The sequence below is a fragment of the Flavobacterium eburneipallidum genome (assembly GCF_027111355.2).
Classification (GTDB): domain Bacteria; phylum Bacteroidota; class Bacteroidia; order Flavobacteriales; family Flavobacteriaceae; genus Flavobacterium; species Flavobacterium eburneipallidum.
The window spans coordinates 3,135,352-3,155,988 of record NZ_CP114291.2 but is presented as its reverse complement, the minus strand read 5'-3'; the positions used below and the strand labels follow the sequence as shown (position 1 = coordinate 3,155,988).

The 20,637-nt window shown below is 33.4% G+C and carries 19 protein-coding genes and 1 tRNA gene; 11 read left to right on the top strand and 9 right to left on the bottom strand.

Annotation, left to right across the window (positions count from 1 at the left end):
- Positions 1 to 14: 14 nt before the first annotated feature.
- From OZP15_RS13325 to OZP15_RS13295, 7 genes are all read left to right on the top strand, one after another.
- Positions 15 to 1,556, top strand: a complete 1,542-nt coding sequence (locus OZP15_RS13325) for a glycosyltransferase family 2 protein (protein ID WP_281336361.1) — start codon at positions 15 to 17, stop codon at positions 1,554 to 1,556.
- Positions 1,557 to 1,584: 28 nt separating this feature from the next.
- Positions 1,585 to 2,316, top strand: a complete 732-nt coding sequence (locus OZP15_RS13320) for a glycosyltransferase family 2 protein (RefSeq protein ID WP_281336360.1) — start codon at positions 1,585 to 1,587, stop codon at positions 2,314 to 2,316.
- 5 nt (positions 2,317 to 2,321) lie between these two features.
- Positions 2,322 to 3,617 (top strand): hypothetical protein, encoded by a 1,296-nt coding sequence (locus OZP15_RS13315; RefSeq protein ID WP_281336359.1) that lies wholly within the window; start codon positions 2,322 to 2,324, stop codon positions 3,615 to 3,617.
- A gap of 6 nt (positions 3,618 to 3,623) precedes the next feature.
- Positions 3,624 to 4,625, top strand: a complete 1,002-nt coding sequence (locus tag OZP15_RS13310; RefSeq protein ID WP_281336358.1) for a glycosyltransferase family 2 protein — start codon at positions 3,624 to 3,626, stop codon at positions 4,623 to 4,625.
- A 2-nt stretch (positions 4,626 to 4,627) separates the two neighbouring features.
- The gene (locus tag OZP15_RS13305; RefSeq protein ID WP_281336357.1) at positions 4,628 to 5,656 is read left to right on the top strand and encodes a hypothetical protein; all 1,029 of its coding nucleotides are present in this window, start codon (positions 4,628 to 4,630) and stop codon (positions 5,654 to 5,656) included.
- A gap of 388 nt (positions 5,657 to 6,044) precedes the next feature.
- Positions 6,045 to 9,512: a pectinesterase family protein gene (locus tag OZP15_RS13300; protein ID WP_281336356.1), complete on the top strand. Its 3,468-nt coding sequence runs from the start codon at positions 6,045 to 6,047 to the stop codon at positions 9,510 to 9,512.
- A 179-nt stretch (positions 9,513 to 9,691) separates the two neighbouring features.
- Positions 9,692 to 10,969, top strand: a complete 1,278-nt coding sequence (locus OZP15_RS13295; RefSeq protein ID WP_269225921.1) for a hypothetical protein — start codon at positions 9,692 to 9,694, stop codon at positions 10,967 to 10,969.
- Positions 10,970 to 11,105: 136 nt separating this feature from the next.
- Here OZP15_RS13295 and OZP15_RS13290 read toward each other — a convergent pair.
- The 6 genes from OZP15_RS13290 to idi form a co-directional block, all read right to left on the bottom strand.
- Positions 11,106 to 11,179, bottom strand: a tRNA-Thr gene (locus OZP15_RS13290).
- A 75-nt stretch (positions 11,180 to 11,254) separates the two neighbouring features.
- Positions 11,255 to 11,524 (bottom strand): hypothetical protein, encoded by a 270-nt coding sequence (locus tag OZP15_RS13285; RefSeq protein WP_269225920.1) that lies wholly within the window; start codon positions 11,522 to 11,524, stop codon positions 11,255 to 11,257.
- Between the two features lie 57 nt (positions 11,525 to 11,581).
- A complete protein-coding gene (locus OZP15_RS13280; RefSeq protein WP_269227946.1) occupies positions 11,582 to 12,550 on the bottom strand; it encodes a type I phosphomannose isomerase catalytic subunit in 969 nt (322 codons plus the stop codon).
- 101 nt (positions 12,551 to 12,651) lie between these two features.
- Positions 12,652 to 13,110, bottom strand: coding sequence for a peroxiredoxin (locus tag OZP15_RS13275; RefSeq protein WP_269225919.1), 459 nt, complete (start codon positions 13,108 to 13,110; stop codon positions 12,652 to 12,654).
- A complete protein-coding gene (locus OZP15_RS13270; RefSeq protein WP_281336355.1) occupies positions 13,110 to 13,520 on the bottom strand; it encodes a 6-pyruvoyl trahydropterin synthase family protein in 411 nt (136 codons plus the stop codon). Before OZP15_RS13270 ends, OZP15_RS13275 begins: the two co-directional genes overlap by 1 nt.
- 44 nt (positions 13,521 to 13,564) lie before the next feature.
- Entirely contained in the window at positions 13,565 to 14,092 is a 528-nt protein-coding gene (idi, locus tag OZP15_RS13265; protein WP_269227945.1) for an isopentenyl-diphosphate Delta-isomerase, read from the bottom strand.
- A 185-nt stretch (positions 14,093 to 14,277) separates the two neighbouring features.
- On the opposite strand from idi, the gene OZP15_RS13260 reads away from it, so the two are divergent.
- The 4 genes from OZP15_RS13260 to OZP15_RS13245 all read left to right on the top strand — a co-directional run bounded on the left by OZP15_RS13260 (position 14,278) and on the right by OZP15_RS13245 (position 17,755).
- Entirely contained in the window at positions 14,278 to 15,357 is a 1,080-nt protein-coding gene (locus OZP15_RS13260) for a bifunctional methionine sulfoxide reductase B/A protein (RefSeq protein ID WP_432419390.1), read from the top strand.
- A gap of 247 nt (positions 15,358 to 15,604) precedes the next feature.
- Positions 15,605 to 16,831, top strand: coding sequence for a glycogen synthase (gene glgA, locus OZP15_RS13255; RefSeq protein ID WP_281336353.1), 1,227 nt, complete (start codon positions 15,605 to 15,607; stop codon positions 16,829 to 16,831).
- 139 nt (positions 16,832 to 16,970) lie between these two features.
- A complete protein-coding gene (locus tag OZP15_RS13250) occupies positions 16,971 to 17,438 on the top strand; it encodes a nucleotidyltransferase substrate binding protein (RefSeq protein WP_269225916.1) in 468 nt (155 codons plus the stop codon).
- Entirely contained in the window at positions 17,435 to 17,755 is a 321-nt protein-coding gene (locus tag OZP15_RS13245; protein WP_269225915.1) for a nucleotidyltransferase domain-containing protein, read from the top strand. Before OZP15_RS13250 ends, OZP15_RS13245 begins: the two co-directional genes overlap by 4 nt.
- A gap of 78 nt (positions 17,756 to 17,833) precedes the next feature.
- Here OZP15_RS13245 and lgt read toward each other — a convergent pair whose 3' ends face one another.
- From lgt to cysS, 3 genes are all read right to left on the bottom strand, one after another.
- Entirely contained in the window at positions 17,834 to 18,760 is a 927-nt protein-coding gene (gene lgt / locus OZP15_RS13240) for a prolipoprotein diacylglyceryl transferase (protein WP_269225914.1), read from the bottom strand.
- A gap of 61 nt (positions 18,761 to 18,821) precedes the next feature.
- Positions 18,822 to 19,070: a membrane protein insertion efficiency factor YidD gene (gene yidD, locus OZP15_RS13235; RefSeq protein ID WP_281336352.1), complete on the bottom strand. Its 249-nt coding sequence runs from the start codon at positions 19,068 to 19,070 to the stop codon at positions 18,822 to 18,824.
- 78 nt (positions 19,071 to 19,148) lie between these two features.
- The gene (gene cysS, locus OZP15_RS13230) at positions 19,149 to 20,630 is read right to left on the bottom strand and encodes a cysteine--tRNA ligase (RefSeq protein WP_281336351.1); all 1,482 of its coding nucleotides are present in this window, start codon (positions 20,628 to 20,630) and stop codon (positions 19,149 to 19,151) included.
- Between the last annotated feature and the right edge of the window lie 7 nt (positions 20,631 to 20,637).

Below are 20,637 nucleotides of genomic sequence, written 5' to 3'. Positions count from 1 at the left end.
GAACTAAAATAACTATGATAATTCTATACCATAATGGAGAAACTGTTTTAGAATTGGCTAATGCCGATGCTTTTGGTATAGATAATTGTAGCCGTAAATCAATCGCTTCTGTTCTTATTGAACTGGCAAAAAAATATCCAGAAGAAATTTTGGTTTGGTGTCATCAAAGTCAGAAAGAGCAACTTAATATTCAGGAAATTGAAAAATTATTGCATCACAAAAAAATGCTTCTTTCTTTTAATTCTTCAGATGTTTGCTTTTTAGATGCTGCAATTGGTTATGTTGATACGTCGCTTTTTGTCCAAATTAATAAAGCAGTTTCTTTTCCAACTTGGCAAATGAGTAGCGTTGTGGGCTGTGTTTATGCCGAAGTTTTGTTGGCATTGAATGATGAAATTCCTTTGGATTCTGATTTCGATTATTTTCTGTGTTCGATAGGAAAATTATTGATGCCAAAAGGATTATTATGTTATTCTGAACCTCGACTTTTAAATAATAAAACTGCTACTATTTCGGTTAAACCTAGTCAATATACCTTGTTTCGATTTGTAAAGCAACATTATCGAACACGTTGGGCTTTCTTACTGTTGTTCAATCTATTGTTGTACGAAAGGAAATTTCCTATTTTGCCTTTTCTTTTTTCTCTTTTTTATAAAAATAGAACCAAGGCAACCATTTATTTGGACGAAATTAAAGTGCAATCTTTTAAAAAAGTAATTGACAAAGGAACAGTAGATGTTATCATTCCGACTATTGGCAGACAAAAATATCTGTACGATGTTTTAAAAGATTTAAAAGCACAAACTCATCTGCCAAATCGTGTTATTATTGTGGAGCAAAATCCAGATGAAGGGAGCAAATCAGAATTAGATTATTTAACCACCCAAGAATGGCCATTTCATATAAAGCATACTTTTACAAATCAACCAGGAGCTTGTAATGCTAGAAATATCGCTTTAGAGCAAATAGAAAGTGAGTGGGTTTTCTTTGCTGATGATGATATTCGAATCAAAGAATTCTTCATTGAAAGATCTTTAAACGAAATCAATAAATTTGGTGTAAAAGCAGTTACTTTAAAATGCTATCAAAAAGAACAGCAGCCATCTTTGGTAACTATTTTTCAATGGATAACTTTTGGTTCAGGTTGTAGTTTTGTTGCGGCTGATGCTTTGAATGCTTGTGAATTTAGAAAAGGATATGAATTTGGTTTTGGCGAAGATGGCGATTTTGGTATGCAGTTGCGTAATCTAGGTCACGATGTTTTGTATTTGCCCGAACCCGAAATCCTGCATTTGAAAGCTCCTGTTGGTGGTTTTAGAACCAAACCTGTGTTAAGGTGGCATAATGATACTATTCAGCCAAAGCCTTCGCCAACCATAATGTTGTATCAAATCACACATTGCTCAAAAGAACAAATCAGCAGTTACAAAACCATTTTATTCTTTAAATATTACAAACTTCAAACGATAAAAAACCCAATACAATATTACATTTATTTTCAAAAACAATGGAAACGAAGTGTTTTTTGGGCCAATGAATTGAATGAAACAGCCTAAATCTATCAAATAAATAACCTAAACCTAGATGAATACCACTGTTATAAAAAAACTATCTATCGTAATTCCTGCTTATAATGAAGGGGCAACCATTCATAAAATTCTCGATAAAATTAAAGTAGTTGAATTACTAAATAGTATTGAAAAAGAAGTTATCATTATTAATGATTGCAGTACAGATAGTACTTTAGAGGAAATCAAGAAGTATAAGAGTGATAATAAAGAGCTTCATATTTTGTATCTGGAACACCAAGTTAATAAAGGAAAAGGAGCTGCCCTACACACAGGAATTAAAAATGCAACTGGTGATGTAATTGTGATACAAGATGCTGATTTAGAATATGATCCTAGTGAATATGACCTGCTCTTGAAACCCATTTTAGACGGTCATGCCGATATTGTTTATGGAAGTCGATTCATGGGAGGTAATCCGCATCGAATTTTGTTTTTTTGGCATAGTATAGGAAATAAATTTTTAACTTTTTTGAGTAATATGTTGACCAATCTCAATTTAACAGACATGGAAACTTGTTATAAAATGTTTAAATCCGATATTATTCAATCATTGAATCTTAAAGAAAATAGATTTGGTTTTGAGCCTGAAGTTACTGCAAAGATTGCCAGAATACCAGGAATACGAATATACGAAGTAGGGATTAGTTATTATGGGAGAACATTCGAAGAAGGAAAAAAAATTGGTTGGAAAGATGGGTTCCGAGCTTTGTATTGCATAATGAAATATAATGTTTTTGCTAGATGAACAAAATGATAAGCAATAAGTGGTTTTTCTTTTTGATAGTAATTTGTTTAGTTTCTGTCAAGTTTTATTATTTGCATTTGTCAAATTTGAATGGCAATTATTCTATCCAAGCGACTTTTGGAGGCGGAGCAGACGCATCACATTACTTACAAATTGGGAAAAATTTAGCCGATTTTAATGTGTATTCAGATACTAATTCAGCAATTATTTCTGAATCTGCTACTTGGCGACCACCATTTTGGCCTTTTGTATTATCGTTGTTTTTAAGAATTACCACAAATCCGTTAGCATTAATTCTTTTAAAATCCGTTTTAGAAGTGCTTCTTTTGGGGTATATTTTATTCAAATTCAAGAAAGATTCAACGATTAGTTTGATGTATCTGCTTCCTTTTTGTTTTCTTTTTGTAGAACCCCAATACCTTAAATATTCCATAACTTTTTTATCCGAAAGTTTAACTTCTATTTTGATTTTTGCTTTAACCGTTTTTTTTATTTCTATAAAAAACGGAAAAAGAGTTAATATTGCGATTCCTTTTTTAGCAGCATTCGTTGTTTTGTGTCATCCTGTTTCAGTTTTTTTTGTAGGTGTATTGGTTTTGATTTATTTAATTTACAATTGGAATTTTAATAGAAGCAAGGCACTTTTTCAGGGCATATTATTTTCGCTTATTGTATTTTCTTGGCCTTGCCGCAATGCCATTACTTTTGACAAAGGATTTTATTTAACCGCTTCACAAGGAGCCACTTTAGCTAAAGGATGGAATGAAAAAGTAGCCACTGATTTTACTAATTCCGAAGGTGATTTAGCTGATGAAGGAATAAATTTGAAATATGTCGAACCAAAATTAGTAGCTCAATCAGAAAATAGTGTTTTGAATTTGAGTCATTTATATACTTTAGGAACTAAAAACTTTATAAGTAGAATTAGTTTTGAAGAAATGATGGAAATTGCATTTAAGAAATTGACATCAAATTTTAATCCTTTTCCTGAAACTCCAAAACCAGGAACTTTAGAAACATTGGCTGTTTTTTTTAGAATTTTATATCTAGTGGTTTTTATCCAAATGATGGTTCGATTTTTCAGCAAAAGAAAAATAAATTTTAACGCAACCAAAGACCGAATTTATTTAGTGCTTTTGGCTATTTTTATAGGTCAAATAATAATGTCAGTTTACGTTTATACTGGTTTAAGGTTTAATGCAATTTATTCTTTATCCCTTCTATTTTGTTTTATCTATCTGAATGTTTATCCATTGATGAATACTATTAATAAGGAAAGATTTTATAATGTAAACCAATAAAATAGTATGAAATTCTCCCTGATTATTTGTACCTATATACGTCCACAATCGGTTTTGCAATTGTTGCAATCCGTTGAGGTGCAAACTTTATATCCTGATGAAATTCTCATTATTGATGGTTCTACAAATCAAGAAACCGAATCAATTTTAGAGCAAAATCAGTTTCAAAACTTGCAGTATTTTTCCGTTCCAGCAGAGCATCGGGGATTGACGAAACAACGAAATTATGGTGTGAAAAAAGCAGGAAACGCTATAGATGTTATTGCGTTCTTGGATGATGATACTATTTTAGAAAAAAACTATTTCAAAGAATTAATACAAACTTTTGTGGATAATCAAGCTATTTCGGGTGTGGCTGGAGTAGCATTAAATGAAAACGCTTGGAGTTTAGCAGAACCTAACAAAAAGTACGATTCTTACCGCTACTATCAATGGGAAGGCTATGTTTATAAAGAAGGACAGCGCAATGTGGTTCGGAATTATCTAGGATTACAATCCCATTTAGGACCAGGTAGAATGCCTGATTATTCACATGGAAAAACTTGTGGATTTCCGTTGAATGGAAAGACTTATGAAGTAGATTTGTTAATAGGAATGTCTTTTGCTTTTCGCAAAAAAGTGCTAGATGCTATTTCGTTTTCTTCTTATTTTGAAGGTTATGGATTGTATGAAGACGCTGATTTTAGTATCCGTGCCTTACAATTTGGCAAAAATGCTATCAATACCAAAGCACAATTGAGTCATTTTCATCATCCCTCTGGAAGACCCAATCAATACCAATATGGGAAAATGGTGGTCAGAAACGGTTGGTATGTTTGGAGAGTCAAGAATCCAAGACCATCCTTCAAGGCCCAATTGAAATGGCATTTAATTACCATTTTGTTGACTGTGATACGATTTTCGAACGCATTGACCAGCAGTAAAAAGAAGGAAGCCTTTACCGAAGCCATGGGAAGAACCATTGGCTGGTGGAGTTTGTTTTGTAATAAACCAAAAATAAATTCATAATCATGAGATTAGAAATTCATCATTGGATACCGCATCACAACATGATTATTTTTTCGTGTTTTTATTTTTGTCAAGAAAATAATATAGAATTTGACATTCAAATGAATCCTGCGGTTTCTTGGAATGGAGTCGTTCTTTACTTTAATAATTTTACTTATTATTTGGATTATTCTGATGATAGTTCTTTTTTAGATGATCCTAAAAAGTATCATTATTATTTCAAAAGATCATTGCGAATTAGTGATGTAAAAGAGAATGTTTACCCATTAAATTTTCAGGCAAATTATTCCTATAAATCATTGTTTTTGCTGACTAAATTCAAAGGTAATGATTTGGTCAATAAAGCCAATCGAATTGAAATTATTCGGTCTTTGGATTATTTTAATGCCTTTACTAATTCGTCACACAATGCGATGGATATTAGAAAATTGCCGAAAAATGTAAGTGATAATCAAGGCAGAGTCATTTTTTATACTCGATTGTGGAATCCAGATAATCATATTGATCCAGATGAAAAAGAACGCCGAAGATTGCAAAATGAATTCCGAATTGAATCTTGCAGGATTATAAAAAAACATTTCGAGAAGGTATTAGTTGGATTATTTCCAGATGGTTTGTCTTCTAAATTAGCACCTGATTTACTATTAGATGCAAAGCAAACTTCTATAAAAGAATACTATAAAGTTTTAAAAAAATCCGATATTGGAATTGCCGACGATGGATTAAAAGACACACCTGGTTGGAAGATAGGCGAATATCTATTGTTTGGAAAAGCCGTGATTTCTACTCCATTAAATGTTGCAGTTGATAATTTTGAAGAACATATTAATTATGAAAAATTATCAAGTCGCTCTTCTTATTTGGAATTACCAGACAAAATTGACTATCTATTAAAAGATAAAAAATACCTCGAAATGGGGAATAATAATCTAAATTGGAGTAACGAATATTTGCATCCGAAGAATTATATAAAAAGGATATTTTCTGTTACAAAAAACAGCAATCATCCATTTTTTGATTGTAATTTTTAAACTTGATTAGTTTTGTTATTACATTTACTACAAGCACAAAAACTTTCTTTTAAGACGATTTTTTTTTTGAATAACTGTGTCAATATTTTTTAAGGAAACAATCATAAATGATTTTTCTTAATTAAAAATAAATAAATACTTCATTTTCAATGCTAAAAGAATTTCTTGATTTTTTTTCAGTACAACAATCTGTTCTGTTCTGTTTAGTGTGCTGTTCTGTAAAGTACAAATAATCAATGATTTATGTTTAAAATATTTGGTTTAAAAATGTATTATGTGAAAAAAAAAAGTACTTTTACGGCATTAAATGTTTTTTTTAAATAAAAATATTTGCTGTAAAACGATATTGACAATTTTACTAACTATTAATTAACCAAACCAAAATTTTATGAAAATCAAAACTACTTTTAGTAGGAGATGGGCTTTTGTGGTCTTGAATCTCCTTTTTTTAAGTTTGTGTGGTCAATCGATTGCACAAACTGTAAATGAATCAGCCACAATTACTTGGCCTTTTGATTCAGGTGCAGCAGGGCAGATTGCCACTTATTCAGGATCAGCTTCTACAGCTTCCTATTTTAAACCCGATTATATTACTTTGGGTGCAAGTAATGTTTATAACGGAAAGGCAACTCCAAATGCAACTACAGTAACTGCCGATCCTACTTTATCAGGTCTTACTTTTACTAAATTGAAAGCTGCTGTAGCTTCTGGTAATACGCCAACAGGAGCTGTTCCAAGTAATTTATTAGCTTTTAATATAACCAACGTAACAGGATTGAGTTTCAAACCTACTTCAATTTCTTTCAAATGTTTACGTTTTGGTACAGGATCGGGTCTTATTGATTTATATTGGAAGTCAAATGATGGGACTAATACCGTTTCAACTTTGATTCAAGCCAATATCAAACCAGGAAGAGATAATGCAATAGTTGCTGGAGATAATACTACTTCGGTAAACATTGATTTAGCATCATTAAACTTGCCAGCTTCTACCAAAGAATGTACACTACAGGTTTATATTCACAGTTTGGGTTCTGCAAAGGATGTTGGGCTTTCTAAAGTGATAGTAAACGGAACTGTGAGCGGAACGATTCAAACAGTCGTTCCTTATGATGTTATCACGTCTAATTCCCCTACTGCTGGAGGTAGTGTTGCGACTTTTCCAGTAGGAACAACACATGATTCGGGGACTTCTATAACACTAACAGCGACAAGAAATTTTGGATACGCATTCTCTCATTGGGAAAATGGATCAGGGGTACAAGTGGCTACAGCCAATCCATATACGTTTACATTAACAGCTAATACCAATCTTAAAGCTGTTTATACTCCTATAAATACTTATGCGTTAAATTTAACACAAACAGCAGGTAGTGATTATATGGTGGTGCCAACACCTGCGGGAACAATGGTAGGAGGACAAAGAATGTATGAAGACGGAACTAATGTAACTATCAAGGCTAATGCTAATTCGATATTTAGTTTTTCTAATTGGGGAACTGGCGAAACTACTTCTGAACTAACTGTAAAAATGGATCAAGCAAGAACTGTAAACGCCGTTTATAGTACGATAGATTATGTAGTAGGTTGGGATTTTTACAAAGCTGGAGGTTCAGGTCGTGTAGCTGATTTTGCTTCTAAACCTGATAATACAGCCGCTTCGCTAGTAATGCGAAAAGCAGACGGTACGGCTAGTGGTTGGTTGGATAAATCAATTGTAGCTGCAGCTGGTAATTACGGAAGAGGATCTGCTGTAAACTGGAAATTAATTGATGAATTGTATTATTATCAAATTAGTTTTAATGCTTCTGATTTTGTTAATATGAGTGTAAAAGCTGGGATGTTGTATAATTATGTAGCGCACACTGTACAAAAAATGGAATATTCGTTAGATGGTGTAAATTTTACAACATTGGGAACTTACAATTTAGCAGCTGCACAAACTTGGTATGACCAAACATTCACATTACCAGCAGATGCTAATAACAAGCCACTGGTATATGTTCGTTGGATTCCAGATTACACCTCCCCTAGAGTAGGTTCAGGAACGACTAATGATGGTACTTCTCTTTCAGAGATTTATGTATTTGGCTCACAAGCCATTGTTAATGATGGAATTGCTCCAGTATTAACCAGTTCGGTTCCAGCAAATGCAGCTACGGGTGCTTCTTCTAGCGGAAAAATTGTACTTAATTTTGATGAAAAAGTTCAAATACTTGCAGGAACAACCGCTACATTAGGTAGTAAAACCTTGACTCCTGAAGTTTCTGGAAAAACGATTAGTTTTCCTTACGCAGCATTAGATTATAATACTAATTATACTTTTACGCTTGCAGGAAATAAAGTGTCTGATTTGTCTGGAAATACAATGACAACGCCTATTTCTTTTGGTTTTACAACATTAAATAAACCAACTGTAACCAAGAAAAAATATGATTTTATTGTGGGTGTAGATGGTAATTTTGCAGCAGCAAAAGCAGCAGCTCAAGCGGCTTCGGCAAGTGGAGAACGTTATTTCATATTTTTCCCTAACGGACAATACGATTTAGGAAATACAACTGGAGATGCTACCCAAAAAACAGTCATAGGTATTCCAAATGTATCATACATTGGACAAAGTGCCGATGGAGTGGTGCTTTTTAATGAACCATTAGCGGCAAACGAAGGAATTGGAACAACGCCAACTATTAATTTTTTGAGTAGTTCAACTAATATTTATATGCAAGACATAACTATTTTGAACAAAATGGATTATCGTAAAGGTGTTTTTAGTGGTAGAGCAGTTGCACTTCATGATCAAGGAAATAAAAACATTTATAAAAATGTAAAATTGTTGAGTAATCAAGATACTTTTTATACAGGAGGTAACAGAATTTATTTAGAAAATAGTGAAATTCACGGAACCGTAGATTTTATATTTGGCGGTGGTGATGTGTTCTTTAATGAGTGTACTATATATCTTGAAAATAGATCTGGAAATGTTATTACGGCAGCTTCAACAACAACAAATTGGGGTTATGTTTTTAATAATTGTACTATCGATGGATTTGATATTAATAATGGAGGATACAGTTTAGGTCGTCCATGGCAAAATAGTCCTAAAGTAGCTTTTCTAAATACTACTATGAAGAAATTATCTAAAGCAGATGGATGGTCCGAATGGGGAGCTTTACCATCAGTTTATGCGGAATACAACACAATGACAAGTACAGGAAGTTTAGTCGATTTATCTAATAGAAAAACCAATTATTCTAATGGAAGCGGTGGTTCTGTGGTTTTAAATCCTAAATTGACGCCTACTCAAGCAGCCAATTATACTTTGGATAATGTTTTGAATGGAGTAGATGCGTGGCAACCTAAACTTTACACGGATCAAATTACGGCACCAGTTATCGCTAAAAATGCTACATCACTAACTTGGGCTGATAATAATTATGTGTTGGGTTGGGCAGTAATGAAGGATGATGTTTTTGTGGATTTTGTAACCACAAATTCTTATACAATCCCTAACGGAACTTCAACTGGTAAATATACGGTTAGGGCTGCTAATTCAATGGGAGGTTTGGGTCTTGCTTCTAATGAAATTAATTTAGCAACTTTAGGTGTTAATGAAAACAAAATGCTTGACGTTAAAGTATATCCAAATCCAGTAGTTAACAATCAATTTTTTGTATCAGTACCTACAACAGTAGAAAATGCAACAATGGAATTGTTCGGATTGGATGGTAAACAATTATTAAAAAAAGAAGTGAAAAATACGATTGAAGAAGTAAATGTTTCAGGAATGACTTCGGGTGTTTATGTGCTGAAAATTAATTCAAACAGTGGTTCTCAAGTAGTGAAAATCGTTAAATAATAGGTAATTTTAATTTTGTTGTAAATCCCCAAGAATTAATTCTTGGGGATTTTTTTTGTTTGTGTAAATAATTTATATCAAATTAAAATTTGATTACTTTTCGATAATAAAATACCTTTACCCAGTAACCCTTGTTGCAAAGAAGATTTTTATTTTAAATAAAAGAGCATTAGATAATAATGAAGAAAATAATTGATTTTGTAGTTAAATACCCTGTGTGGATAACAGCATTAGTTTGTTTTGTGTTTTACTTTTTACCCTTCAAACCCAAACCTTTTGGCGACGGCGAATACCACGAGGGAACCATTCAACTTATAGAATATATCTTAAACGGATTTAAGGGGAATGTCCGTATCGACAAGGGATTGTTTAGTTTGTTTTATTATCTAACGCCTTATTCCTTGGTTTATGTTTTTCATAATGATACTATTTTTTATCTTTCAGGTATCGTTTTTAATAGTTTGGCAACTTGTTTAGCTGTAAAATATTTATTTGCTGCTTTTGATTTAATGGGGTTTTCTAATAAACCCAAATTTTGGGCTATAATTCTTTTAAATCTTTTTCCAATTCATGCTTATTACGCTATGGGGATTTTGGCAGAAAGTGCCGCATTCTTTGCCGTTTCTCTCTTTTTATATGCTTGGGTAAAGATATGTTTTGATTTTAAATCGGTAAAATATTTTTTGATTCTTGCTTTTTCGTTGGTAATTTTGGCTGGAACACGACCTAATTTATTGCCATTTTTAATTTTATTTTCGGTCTATTTTTTAACAACAAAATTCGAGTGGAAAAACAAAATTATTTTTATTTCCTCTTTGAGTCTAATGATGATTTTGTTAGGAGTTGTTGAAACAAAAATTAATAATACAGACGGTGCATTCAAAAAAGACATCTTTAGAAAACACATCCTTTGGTCTCGTTTCGAATTGCGGGGCGAACCCTTCAACTGGTTGCCACAACACGGTAAGGACGGATTTGAATCTTCGGATTATATAAATAATTTAGCCAAAAGAGATGAATTAGATTCTATTTGCGATGCTAATAAGTTAGATAAAACCGATTATTATATCCAATGGGTAATCAATGATATTGTCGATAATCCTGGACTTACTTTGAGGCAATATGGATTGAAATTCTTCCAGTCGCAAAGCTTTATTATTTCGCCATTGATGAAATCGAATAAGAGTAATTTAGTAAAATGGGGAATTCATATTTTTATCAATACTATTAATTATATTTTGATTTTCTTTTCAATAGCAGCCATTGTAGTTTTGATTAAACAAAAGAAAAGTCAAATCGTAATACCGTTTATCTTGCTTTGGAGTTGGTCACTGTTGTATGTTTTTATCTTTCATTCCGAGCAGCGTTATGTTTTTCCAGTACGACCAGTTTTGGTGTTTTTATTTGCTTTTTATTTGAACTATTATTTTGAAAATAGAAAAACTCAAAATAGATAATAGCATTACGGAGATAAAAAACTCCAATTGTCAGTTCGAGCGCAGCCGAGAACTTTTTGAACACAAAAAAGAATTTAGGAGAAATAGTATAAAAACGAAAAAACCACCTAATTTTCATTAGATGGTTTTCTTAAAGAGCCGGCGGAGGGACTCGAACCCACGACCTGCTGATTACAAATCAGCTGCTCTAGCCAACTGAGCTACGCTGGCGACTCATTACGGGTGCAAATATAAGTCTGAATTTCGTTTTTCCAAAATAAATTCAAACTTTTTTGCAACTTTTTTTTACTGCAATCCGTTGATTTTAGCAATTAATTGATTAGCAGTTTGTTCCAATTCAACATTGATTTGTTTGAAATGTGCTTTTTTATTTTCAACGTTTTTTGCGTTTACTTTTGTGATCAAAACATCAAAAGCTGCAATAGCTTCGTCAATCAAAGCGTTAGTTTCTGTAGTTGGTTGTCCAGTTGTTGTAAGTTCGAACAAGTAAACTGCCTCAATAATATCTCCTAAAACGTAGTTGATGTCTTTCTTTAAATTCTTAACGTTTGCCATTTTATTTTTAATTTTAATTTGCGATTGCAAAAGTACACATAATCTTTCTATTAGCTGCTATGAAATGTAGATTTCTAATAGTGAAGCTTTTCCGCTTAAGGTGAAATTCTTCAAGGCAGCTGGAATTAATAGTGTGTCTCCTTTTTTATATTGGTATTTTGTTCCTTCATATTCTATTTCCAAATCACCACCTACACACATATAAACCGTAAAGGTATTTCCTGTTTTACTTACTTCAATTTTTCCGTCCAATGGAATAAAATTAGTCGTGAAATAAGGACAATCCACAACAGTATTAGATTGATTGTCGTTTTTGCTGTATTTTTTATAAGTATCAACTTTATTATAATTGATAGCGTCCAAAGCCAAATCTACGTGTAGTTCTCTTTGATTTCCAGCCGCATCTGTTCTTTCAAAATCATACAAACGATAGGTGATGTCCGATGTTTGTTGAATTTCGGCTATGACTAGTCCAGCTCCAATGGCATGAACCGTTCCTGTTTCTAAAAAGAAAACATCGCCTTCTGCTACTTTTACATCGTCCAAAATAGAAAGTAGGGTTTTGTTTTTTAGATTTTCTACATATTCCTCGGCATTGGATTTTTCTTTGAATCCAACGATGATTCTCGCATCGGTATCAGCTTGTAGCACATACCACATTTCGGTTTTTCCAAAAGAATTGTGACGTTTTTGGGCTAATTCATCGTTAGGATGAACTTGTATTGACAAATCTTCTCTTGCATCCAAATATTTGAAAAGCAAAGGAAATTGTTTGCCAAATTGCTGATAGACTTCTGTTCCTAAAACGCCTTCGGGATTAGAATCAATTAAATCATTTAATGATTGACCTGCCAAACTTCCGTTAGTCACAACGCTTACATCACCTGTAACCGTGGATATTTCCCAGCTTTCTCCTGTAATAGTAGATGTAATTGGCTTGTTTAATAAAGTGTTTAATTTTTGACCGCCCCAAATTCTTTCTTTTAAAATGGGTTCAAATTGTAATGGATATAAATTCATGAGTATGTTTTTTTCAAGTGTATCTCCCTGTTTTTTTTAGGCTTTGGAAGTAAAATGCTAAAATAAAATAAAAAATTTGATAGTTGGCATTATTATTTATGATGTTTTTATGAAATCATTTTCTGAACAGCTTCCAATGCCTTTGGTATATGATTTGTTGCCATCATGCTGTCAAAAATCAAGCGAACAATTCCGTTTTGGTCTGCCACATAAGTGACTCGTCCTGGAATTAATCCAAATAAATTGGATTTTACTCCAAAGAGATTTCTGATTTTTTTGTCTGAATCAGCAAGTAGAATAAAAGGGAGTTTGTATTGTTGTGCAAATTTTTCGTGAGAAGCAATACTATCGCTACTAATTCCGATAACTTCGGCTCCTAAATCCTTGAAATCTTCGTATTGGTCTCGAAAACCGCAGGCTTGAGTCGTGCAACCCGGAGTGTTGTCTTTGGGGTAAAAATAAATCACAACTGGTTTTTTGCCAATAATTGAAGCACTTTCAAAAGAATTTCCATTTTGGTTTTTTGCTGAAAATTCAGGAATTCTATCGCCTATTTGAAGTGCCATTATTCGCCTTTATAAGTTACAAAATTTCTTGGAGTTTCATAAAGAACGACTTCTAAATCCAATTGAGATTGAATTCTTTTTCTGATTTTGTTCCAAATAACAACTACTATATTTTCGGCAGTGGGATTCAGATTTTCAAATTCGGGAACGTCTAAATTCAGGTTTTTATGATCGAAAGGTTTTTCGACTTCTTCTAATATTAAATCACTCAAATCTTTCACATCCATTACATAACCCGTTTCTGGATTGATGGCTCCTGTAACACTTACAATTAATTCGTAATTGTGCCCGTGAAAATTAGGATTATTGCATTTACCAAAAACGGCATCATTTTGTTCGAAAGTCCAATCTTTTCGATACAATCGATGCGCTGCGTTGAAATGTGCTTTTCTAGAAATGGTAACTCTCATGGTAATTTTGGATTTGTGAATTCTGAACACTGAACACTGCAATCTTAAATCTTGTGTTCTTCTAGATAATGATAAAATTGATCGAAAATAATTTTGAACCAAACCGTATAAACCTCGGGATGTATTTGCATGTCTTTTTGAACATCTTCAATACTCATCCATTTCCAATTTTCTACTTCTTCGGAATTTATTTTTGGTTCTTCATTGTAATACCCAATCATTACGTGATCGAGTTCGTGTTCGGTCAAGCCGTTATCAAATGGTGCTTTATAAATGAAATGGAATAATTCTTTCAACTCGGTTCCAAAACCCATTTCTTCATATAATCTGCGGTTTCCCGCTTGAAGATTGGTTTCGCCATCACGCTGATGACTGCAACAAGTGTTGGTCCATAATAGCGGAGAATGGTATTTGTGATGTGCTCGTTGTTGGAGCATAACTTCGTTTTTGTCATTCAATACAAAAACCGAAAAGGCACGATGCAAAACTGCTTTTTCGTGAGCCTCCATTTTGGGCATTAAGCCAATTTGCTCGTCATTTGGGTTTACCAATATTACATTCTCTTCTTCCATATTCTGTTTTAGCTGGTCAAAAATACGAAAAAAGAAATTGGGAATTCTGATTTTTAAAACTGCAACAATCGTTAAACTTTCCTTAAATGAAACTCTTTTGCAATCTGGACGACATTTTACAGCGTATATCATTGTAAATTTACACTGTAATTTAAAGAACTATGAAAAATATTTTTAATTATTTGATGCTATTGTCTTTATTTGCATTAAATGCGTGCGGACAAACCACTAAAACAGAATCATCTTCAAAATCAACAGTTATGGCAAACACAATTAGCAAACCTGAAAACCCTTATTATTCTAATACCGACACCACAAAACTTAATGTATCTGATGCCGAATGGAAAAAAGTACTTTCTCCAGATTTGTATGCCGTTTCCAGAAATGCCGATACCGAAAGAGCTTTTACAGGTAAACTTTGGAATGCAGATGCCAAAGGAACGTATTATTGTGCAGCTTGCGGCAATAAATTATTCCGTTCCGATCAAAAATTTGCTAGCAGTTGCGGATGGCCCAGTTTTTTTGAACAAGAAAACAAAAATAGCGTAGTTTACAAAGAAGACAATTCGTATGGAATGAAACGAATTGAAGCTCTTTGTGGAAGATGTGACGGACATTTAGGACATCTTTTTGACGATGGACCAGCACCAACAGGAAAGAGATATTGCATGAATTCCATTGCCTTGGATTTCGCTCCAGATAATGTTGTAACAGCATCACCAGATAATAATAATTTAGAAACCATAACTTTAGGTGGTGGTTGCTATTGGTGTGTGGAAGCAGTTTACGAAAAATTAGACGGAGTAAAATCAGTTGTTTCTGGATTTACTGGAGGAATAAATGCCAATCCAACTTACAAGGAAGTTTGTACTGGCGAAACCGGTCATGCCGAAGTTGTTCAGGTTACTTATGACAAAACAAAAACCAATTTAGACGAAATTTTTAAAGTGTTTTTCACGGTTCACGATCCAACAACATTGAATCGTCAAGGTGCTGATGTGGGAACACAATACCGTTCGTCTATTTTTTATAAAAATGAAGAACAAAAGAAAGCAGCAAAATCAATTATCGATCAATTGAATACCGAAAAAGTATTTTCTAGTCCAATTGTAACCACTTTGGAACCGTTGAAAGAATTTTACAAAGCCGAAGACTATCACCAGAATTATTATGAAAATAATAAAAGTGAACCTTATTGTAGAATGGTCATTCAGCCTAAAATTGAGAAATTTGAAAAGATTTTCAAAGCTCGATTGAAAAAATAAAAAGTTGCCATTTAATTCTAAAAAACGTCTATTTAAACAGTAGGCGTTTTTTTTGTTTGAACTACACGAAAATCTGCCACAGATTACGCAGATTTTCACAGATTAATACGTCTGTTGATTTGAAATCTTTTTAATCTTTCAAATCTGTGGCAAAAAATATTTTTCCAAATTCTATTTTTCTAAAATTTGCGGTCAAAAAAAACATTTTCATTCATATAATTACTATATTTCAAAAAACATTTTGAAGATGAAAATAGCACTTTTTACCAATGAATTTCCGCCTAATATTTATGGTGGAGCAGGCGTACATATTGATTTTTTAAGCCAAGAATTAGCCAAGCTGGCACAAGTTGAAGTCCGTTGTTTTGGCGACCAATCCGTTAATACCGAAAGTATGCACGTGGAAGGAATTAATTCTTCACTGACTAAAATGGTGGACGATAGCAATCCGCATATTAAGATGTTTCACAATATGAGTCGAAATGTCGAAATGTCGCAAGCTACGCCACAAGCCGATGTGATTCATTGTCATACTTGGTACACGCATTTGGCTGGAATTATGACTCGTGAATTGTTGCAATCCCCTTTGATTTTGACCACACATAGTTTAGAAACGCATCGTCCGTGGAAGGTTGAACAATTAGGAAATGGTTATTTTCTTTCGCGTTGGATCGAAAATAGTGCTTACAACACTGCCGATGGAATTATTGCGGTGAGTCAACAAATGAAAGATGATGTTGTCGAAGCCTATGGCGTAAATCCTGAAAAAGTGACCGTAATTCATAACGGAATTGACCCTGAATTTTACCAACCTACTTTTGACGATAACTTACTTTCAGCATACGGTATTGACCCGAAAATTCCTTTTGTGCTTTTCGTTGGAAGAATAACTCGACAAAAAGGAATTTCTCAATTGATTGCGGCAGCCAAACATTTCAATAAAAATTGTCAAATCGTACTTTGCGCCGGAGCTCCTGATACCAAAGAAATCGCCGAAGAAACCGAAGCCCTAATTGCTGATTTATGCAAAGAAAGAGAAGGTGTAATTCTAATCTCGGAAATGCTGCCTCGTGAAAAAATAAAAGTCTTGTACAGTCACGCTCGTGTCTTTGCTTGTCCGTCTTTGTACGAACCTTTTGGAATCATCAACCTCGAAGCTATGGCTTGTGAAACGCCAGTAGTAGGAAGTCATGTTGGCGGAATTCCAGAAATTATTACCGAAGGCGAAACGGGTTATTTAGTGCCACTTGAAAGTGTTTCTAGGACTGATTTTAATCCAGCCAATCCTGAAGCATTCCAAAAAGCATTTGCTGCTAAAGTCAATATTTTGTTGGAAGATGAAGCATTAGCTACCCAGATGGGAAAAGCAGGAAGAGAACGTGTTTTGAAAATTTTCAGTTGGGAATCTATCGCCAAAACGACTTTTGATTATTACCAAAAAGTGATTGATGGGTTTGTGAAGGAGAAGGCTTGATTCGAGAATTAAAGAATACAAAAGAGACTTTTTCTATCTTTTAATATTTATTTAAAGTTCAAAAGGTATAAATAAACATTACTCCAATTTTTTGCATTACACCTTGAAAAACTTAACTTCGTAACCGATTAGTTTAAATATGGAACAAGATATAAGATGGGAACAACGCTTTTCGAATTTTATAAAAGCAGTTGATAAATTAAAGCAATCCGTAAAATACATTCAAAATAATTTTAGTTCTGAAGCATCTTTAGAGGATGAAATTTTGGATGAATTAATAAAAGAAGGGCTTATTCAAAGATTTGAATATACTCATGAATTGGCGTGGAATGTAATGAAAGATTATGCTGAATATCAGGGTAACTCAACTATTGGCGGATCAAGAGATGCTTCGCGAGAGGCTTTCCAGTTAAAGTTAATTACTGATGGTAAAATATGGATGGATATGATTAGTAGTAGAAATAAAACATCACATACCTATAATGAAGCAACGGCTAATGAGATTTATGATAAAATCCTAAAGGAGTATTATCCCGCTTTTATTGAATTTAAAAAAGTAATGGAAGAAAAGAAATCAGGAAGTCAACAAAATCTTTTTGACCAATGATAGATACTGGATTAGATAATTCGGATATACAGAAAATTCAATCCGTATTCAAACTTTATCAAGAAGTAGAAAAAGCAATTCTTTATGGTTCTCGTGCAAAAGGTAATTTTAAACCTGCTTCCGATATCGATTTGACTTTGGTAGGATCCGGTTTAAATCTTACAATTCAACAAAAAATTGAAAATGATTTAGATGATTTATTATTACCTTATAAAATAGACTTATCCATTCAGCATACAATTTCTAATAAAGAATTATTGGAACATATTGAAAGAATTGGAGTAGTTCTTTTTCAGAAGGAAATAGGAAACCATTAATTGCATTAAATGTATAATACAAAACCTCGAAAGCTAATTTTAACTTTCGAGGTTTTGTGTTTTATAAAATAATTAGGATTATATCTTAATCCTTTTTTCCGCAATAAAAACAAAATATAAACCAATTAATATAAACGGAATACTTAACCATTGTCCTGTGGAAAGCAATCCTAATGCGCTTTCGAAACCGCCTTGACTTTCTTTAACCGATTCAACTACAATACGAACCGAGAATAAAAGTACTAGGAATAAACCAAATAAGAAACCTGTTTTTTCTCTGGCTTCGGTTTTCCAATACAAGAAAAACAAAATGGCAAAAACGAAAACATAAGCAAAGGCTTCGTACAATTGTGTAGGATGTTTTACGGGAACTTGTTGCAATAAGTTAGCAAATTGAGGATTCGTAGCTATGGCATTATAGGCATCGTTTGGATTAGCAATTTGTGTTTCGTTCATAGCCTCTTTTGGAGAGTAAAAATCTCTTATGAATTTCATTCCGAAAGCTGAATTGGTTTCTTTTCCAATGATTTCAGAGTTGAAAAAATTTCCCAATCGTACAAAAATAGCACCACTTGCAACTGGAATAACGATTCGATCCAGAATCCACATTTGTGATCTTTTCAATACATTTTTACTATAGAAATACATCGCCACAATAATAGAAATAGCAGCTCCGTGGCTAGCTAGTCCTTGAAAACCCGTGAATTCAAACTGTGGTTCGAAACGGAAAGGTAACAGAATTTCAGCCAAATGATTGCGGTAATATTCCCAATCATAAAAAAATACATGACCCAAACGAGCGCCAAGTAAAGTAGATAAAACGGTCCAAATAAACAAAGTGTCTAATTTTTCTACGGGTTCGTTTTCACGTTCGAATATGTTTTTCATGATGTACCAACCCAATCCAAATGCGATTACAAACATCAAACTGTAATATCGAATGATGAAAAATCCGAGATCAATTCCTTCTGATGGATTCCAAACTATAGTTAAAGCGTGTGCCATGGTATTTTTTTTATTGATTGTAAAAATAAAAATTTATAGTAAAGTATGTCTTTATAAAAAGTTAATCTTTATGAGAACAATTTTTTTTTGGAACAGGATCGTAACCTCTTTTTCCCCAAGGATGACAACTCAATATTCGTTTTATTCCCAAATAACCACCATAAAATAATCCGTGAAGTTGCAAAGCTTGAATCATATAAGTGGAACAAGTAGGTTCGAATCGGCAAGCAGATGGTAAAAATGGCGATATAGCAGCTTGATAAAATCGAACCAGAACTACAAAAGGATAGATGAGGATTTTGTTTAGCATACTTTTAAAGTGTTCAGTTGTCAGTGTTCAGTTGTCAGTGTTCAGTAATCAGTAATCAGTCTTCAGTCTGTACACTGATTACTGAACACTAAAAGTAGTTCCTTCCTTACCGTCTTTCAATTGAATTCCCAAAGCAATCAACTGATCTCTGATTTGGTCTGACATAGCAAAGTCTTTGTTGGCTCTGGCTTCCATTCTCATATTGATAAGCATGTGAATTACACCTTCTAGTTTATCATTATTGTTTCCAACTGCTTTTTCGTCTTTTAAACCTAAAACATCAAAAACAAAAGAATGTATAGTAGTGGTAAGTATTTTCAAATCATCGGCAGTAGTGGTAGCCGAATTATCTTTTAATAAATTGATAAAACGTACTCCTTCAAATAGTTGTGCAATTAAAATGGGACTGTTGAAATCGTCATTCATCGCATCGTAACAGCTTTGCTTCCAAGTTGCAATATCTAGAGTAGAAGCAGTACTTGGCTTGATGTCCTTCAATCCATCTACAGCTTCCATCAATCTATAAAAACCTTTTTCGGCAGCCAGAATAGCATCATTGGTAAAATCAAGATTGCTTCTGTAATGCGCTTGTAGGATAAAAAATCGAGCTACACTTGGTGAAAATGCTTTGGATATATTTGGATTATTACCAGTCAAAATCTCTCTTGGCAAGATGTTATTTCCAGTAGATTTTGCCATTTTCTTACCGTTCATAGTCAACATATTGGCATGCATCCAATAGTTTACTGGAGTATGACCTGTACAAGCTTCATTTTGTGCGATTTCGCATTCGTGATGTGGGAATTTTAAATCCATTCCTCCACCGTGAATATCAAAATGTTCGCCCAAATATTTAGTACTCATAGCAGTACATTCTAAATGCCAGCCCGGAAAACCATCACTCCAAGGCGAAGGCCAACGCATGATATGTTGTGGCTCGGCTTTTTTCCAAAGGGCAAAATCCTGTGCGTTTTTTTTATCACTTTGACCGTCTAAATCTCTAGTATTGGCCAACATATCTTCGATATTTCGACCACTTAAAATTCCGTAATTATGAGTTTCGTTATATTTTACAACATCAAAATAAACAGAACCATTCACTTCATAAGCCAATCCTTTGTCAATAATTTTTTTGACAATTTCGATTTGCTCAATAATATGACCAGTTGCTGTTGGTTCAATACTTGGTGGTAAAAAGTTGAATAAATTTAAAATCTCATGAAAATCAACGGTGTATTGTTGCACCACTTCCATGGGTTCTAGTTGTTCTAATCTTGCTTTTTTTGCAATTTTATCTTCGCCATCATCTACATCGTCAACAATATGCCCAACGTCGGTAATATTTCGAACATAACGGGTTTTGTAACCCAAATGTAAAAAATACCTAAAAATTACGTCGAAAGACATAAAAGTACGCACATTTCCTAGGTGTACGTTGCTATAAACCGTTGGCCCGCAAACATACATTCCCACATTTCCTTCGTGAATTGGTGTGAAAATTTCTTTTTCTCCCGAAAGAGAATTATATATTTTTAAGGTTTGTGACTTGTATAGTGGCATATGTTTT

What these genes read in the sequence shown, in the direction of transcription:
- idi (WP_269227945.1), bottom strand. Translation starts at nt 14,092, where the DNA reads ATGGAAGAAGAGAATGTAATATTGGTAAACCCAAATGACGAGCAAATT.
- OZP15_RS13320 (WP_281336360.1), top strand. Translation starts at nt 1,585, where the DNA reads ATGAATACCACTGTTATAAAAAAACTATCTATCGTAATTCCTGCTTAT.
- lgt (WP_269225914.1), bottom strand. Translation starts at nt 18,760, where the DNA reads ATGGCACACGCTTTAACTATAGTTTGGAATCCATCAGAAGGAATTGAT.
- OZP15_RS13250 (WP_269225916.1), top strand. Translation starts at nt 16,971, where the DNA reads ATGGAACAAGATATAAGATGGGAACAACGCTTTTCGAATTTTATAAAA.
- glgA (WP_281336353.1), top strand. Translation starts at nt 15,605, where the DNA reads ATGAAAATAGCACTTTTTACCAATGAATTTCCGCCTAATATTTATGGT.
- OZP15_RS13275 (WP_269225919.1), bottom strand. Translation starts at nt 13,110, where the DNA reads ATGGCACTTCAAATAGGCGATAGAATTCCTGAATTTTCAGCAAAAAAC.
- OZP15_RS13315 (WP_281336359.1), top strand. Translation starts at nt 2,322, where the DNA reads ATGATAAGCAATAAGTGGTTTTTCTTTTTGATAGTAATTTGTTTAGTT.
- OZP15_RS13305 (WP_281336357.1), top strand. Translation starts at nt 4,628, where the DNA reads ATGAGATTAGAAATTCATCATTGGATACCGCATCACAACATGATTATT.
- OZP15_RS13300 (WP_281336356.1), top strand. Translation starts at nt 6,045, where the DNA reads ATGAAAATCAAAACTACTTTTAGTAGGAGATGGGCTTTTGTGGTCTTG.
- OZP15_RS13245 (WP_269225915.1), top strand. Translation starts at nt 17,435, where the DNA reads ATGATAGATACTGGATTAGATAATTCGGATATACAGAAAATTCAATCC.
- OZP15_RS13325 (WP_281336361.1), top strand. Translation starts at nt 15, where the DNA reads ATGATAATTCTATACCATAATGGAGAAACTGTTTTAGAATTGGCTAAT.
- OZP15_RS13285 (WP_269225920.1), bottom strand. Translation starts at nt 11,524, where the DNA reads ATGGCAAACGTTAAGAATTTAAAGAAAGACATCAACTACGTTTTAGGA.
- OZP15_RS13310 (WP_281336358.1), top strand. Translation starts at nt 3,624, where the DNA reads ATGAAATTCTCCCTGATTATTTGTACCTATATACGTCCACAATCGGTT.
- yidD (WP_281336352.1), bottom strand. Translation starts at nt 19,070, where the DNA reads ATGCTAAACAAAATCCTCATCTATCCTTTTGTAGTTCTGGTTCGATTT.
- OZP15_RS13260 (WP_432419390.1), top strand. Translation starts at nt 14,278, where the DNA reads ATGCTATTGTCTTTATTTGCATTAAATGCGTGCGGACAAACCACTAAA.
- cysS (WP_281336351.1), bottom strand. Translation starts at nt 20,630, where the DNA reads ATGCCACTATACAAGTCACAAACCTTAAAAATATATAATTCTCTTTCG.
- OZP15_RS13270 (WP_281336355.1), bottom strand. Translation starts at nt 13,520, where the DNA reads ATGAGAGTTACCATTTCTAGAAAAGCACATTTCAACGCAGCGCATCGA.
- OZP15_RS13295 (WP_269225921.1), top strand. Translation starts at nt 9,692, where the DNA reads ATGAAGAAAATAATTGATTTTGTAGTTAAATACCCTGTGTGGATAACA.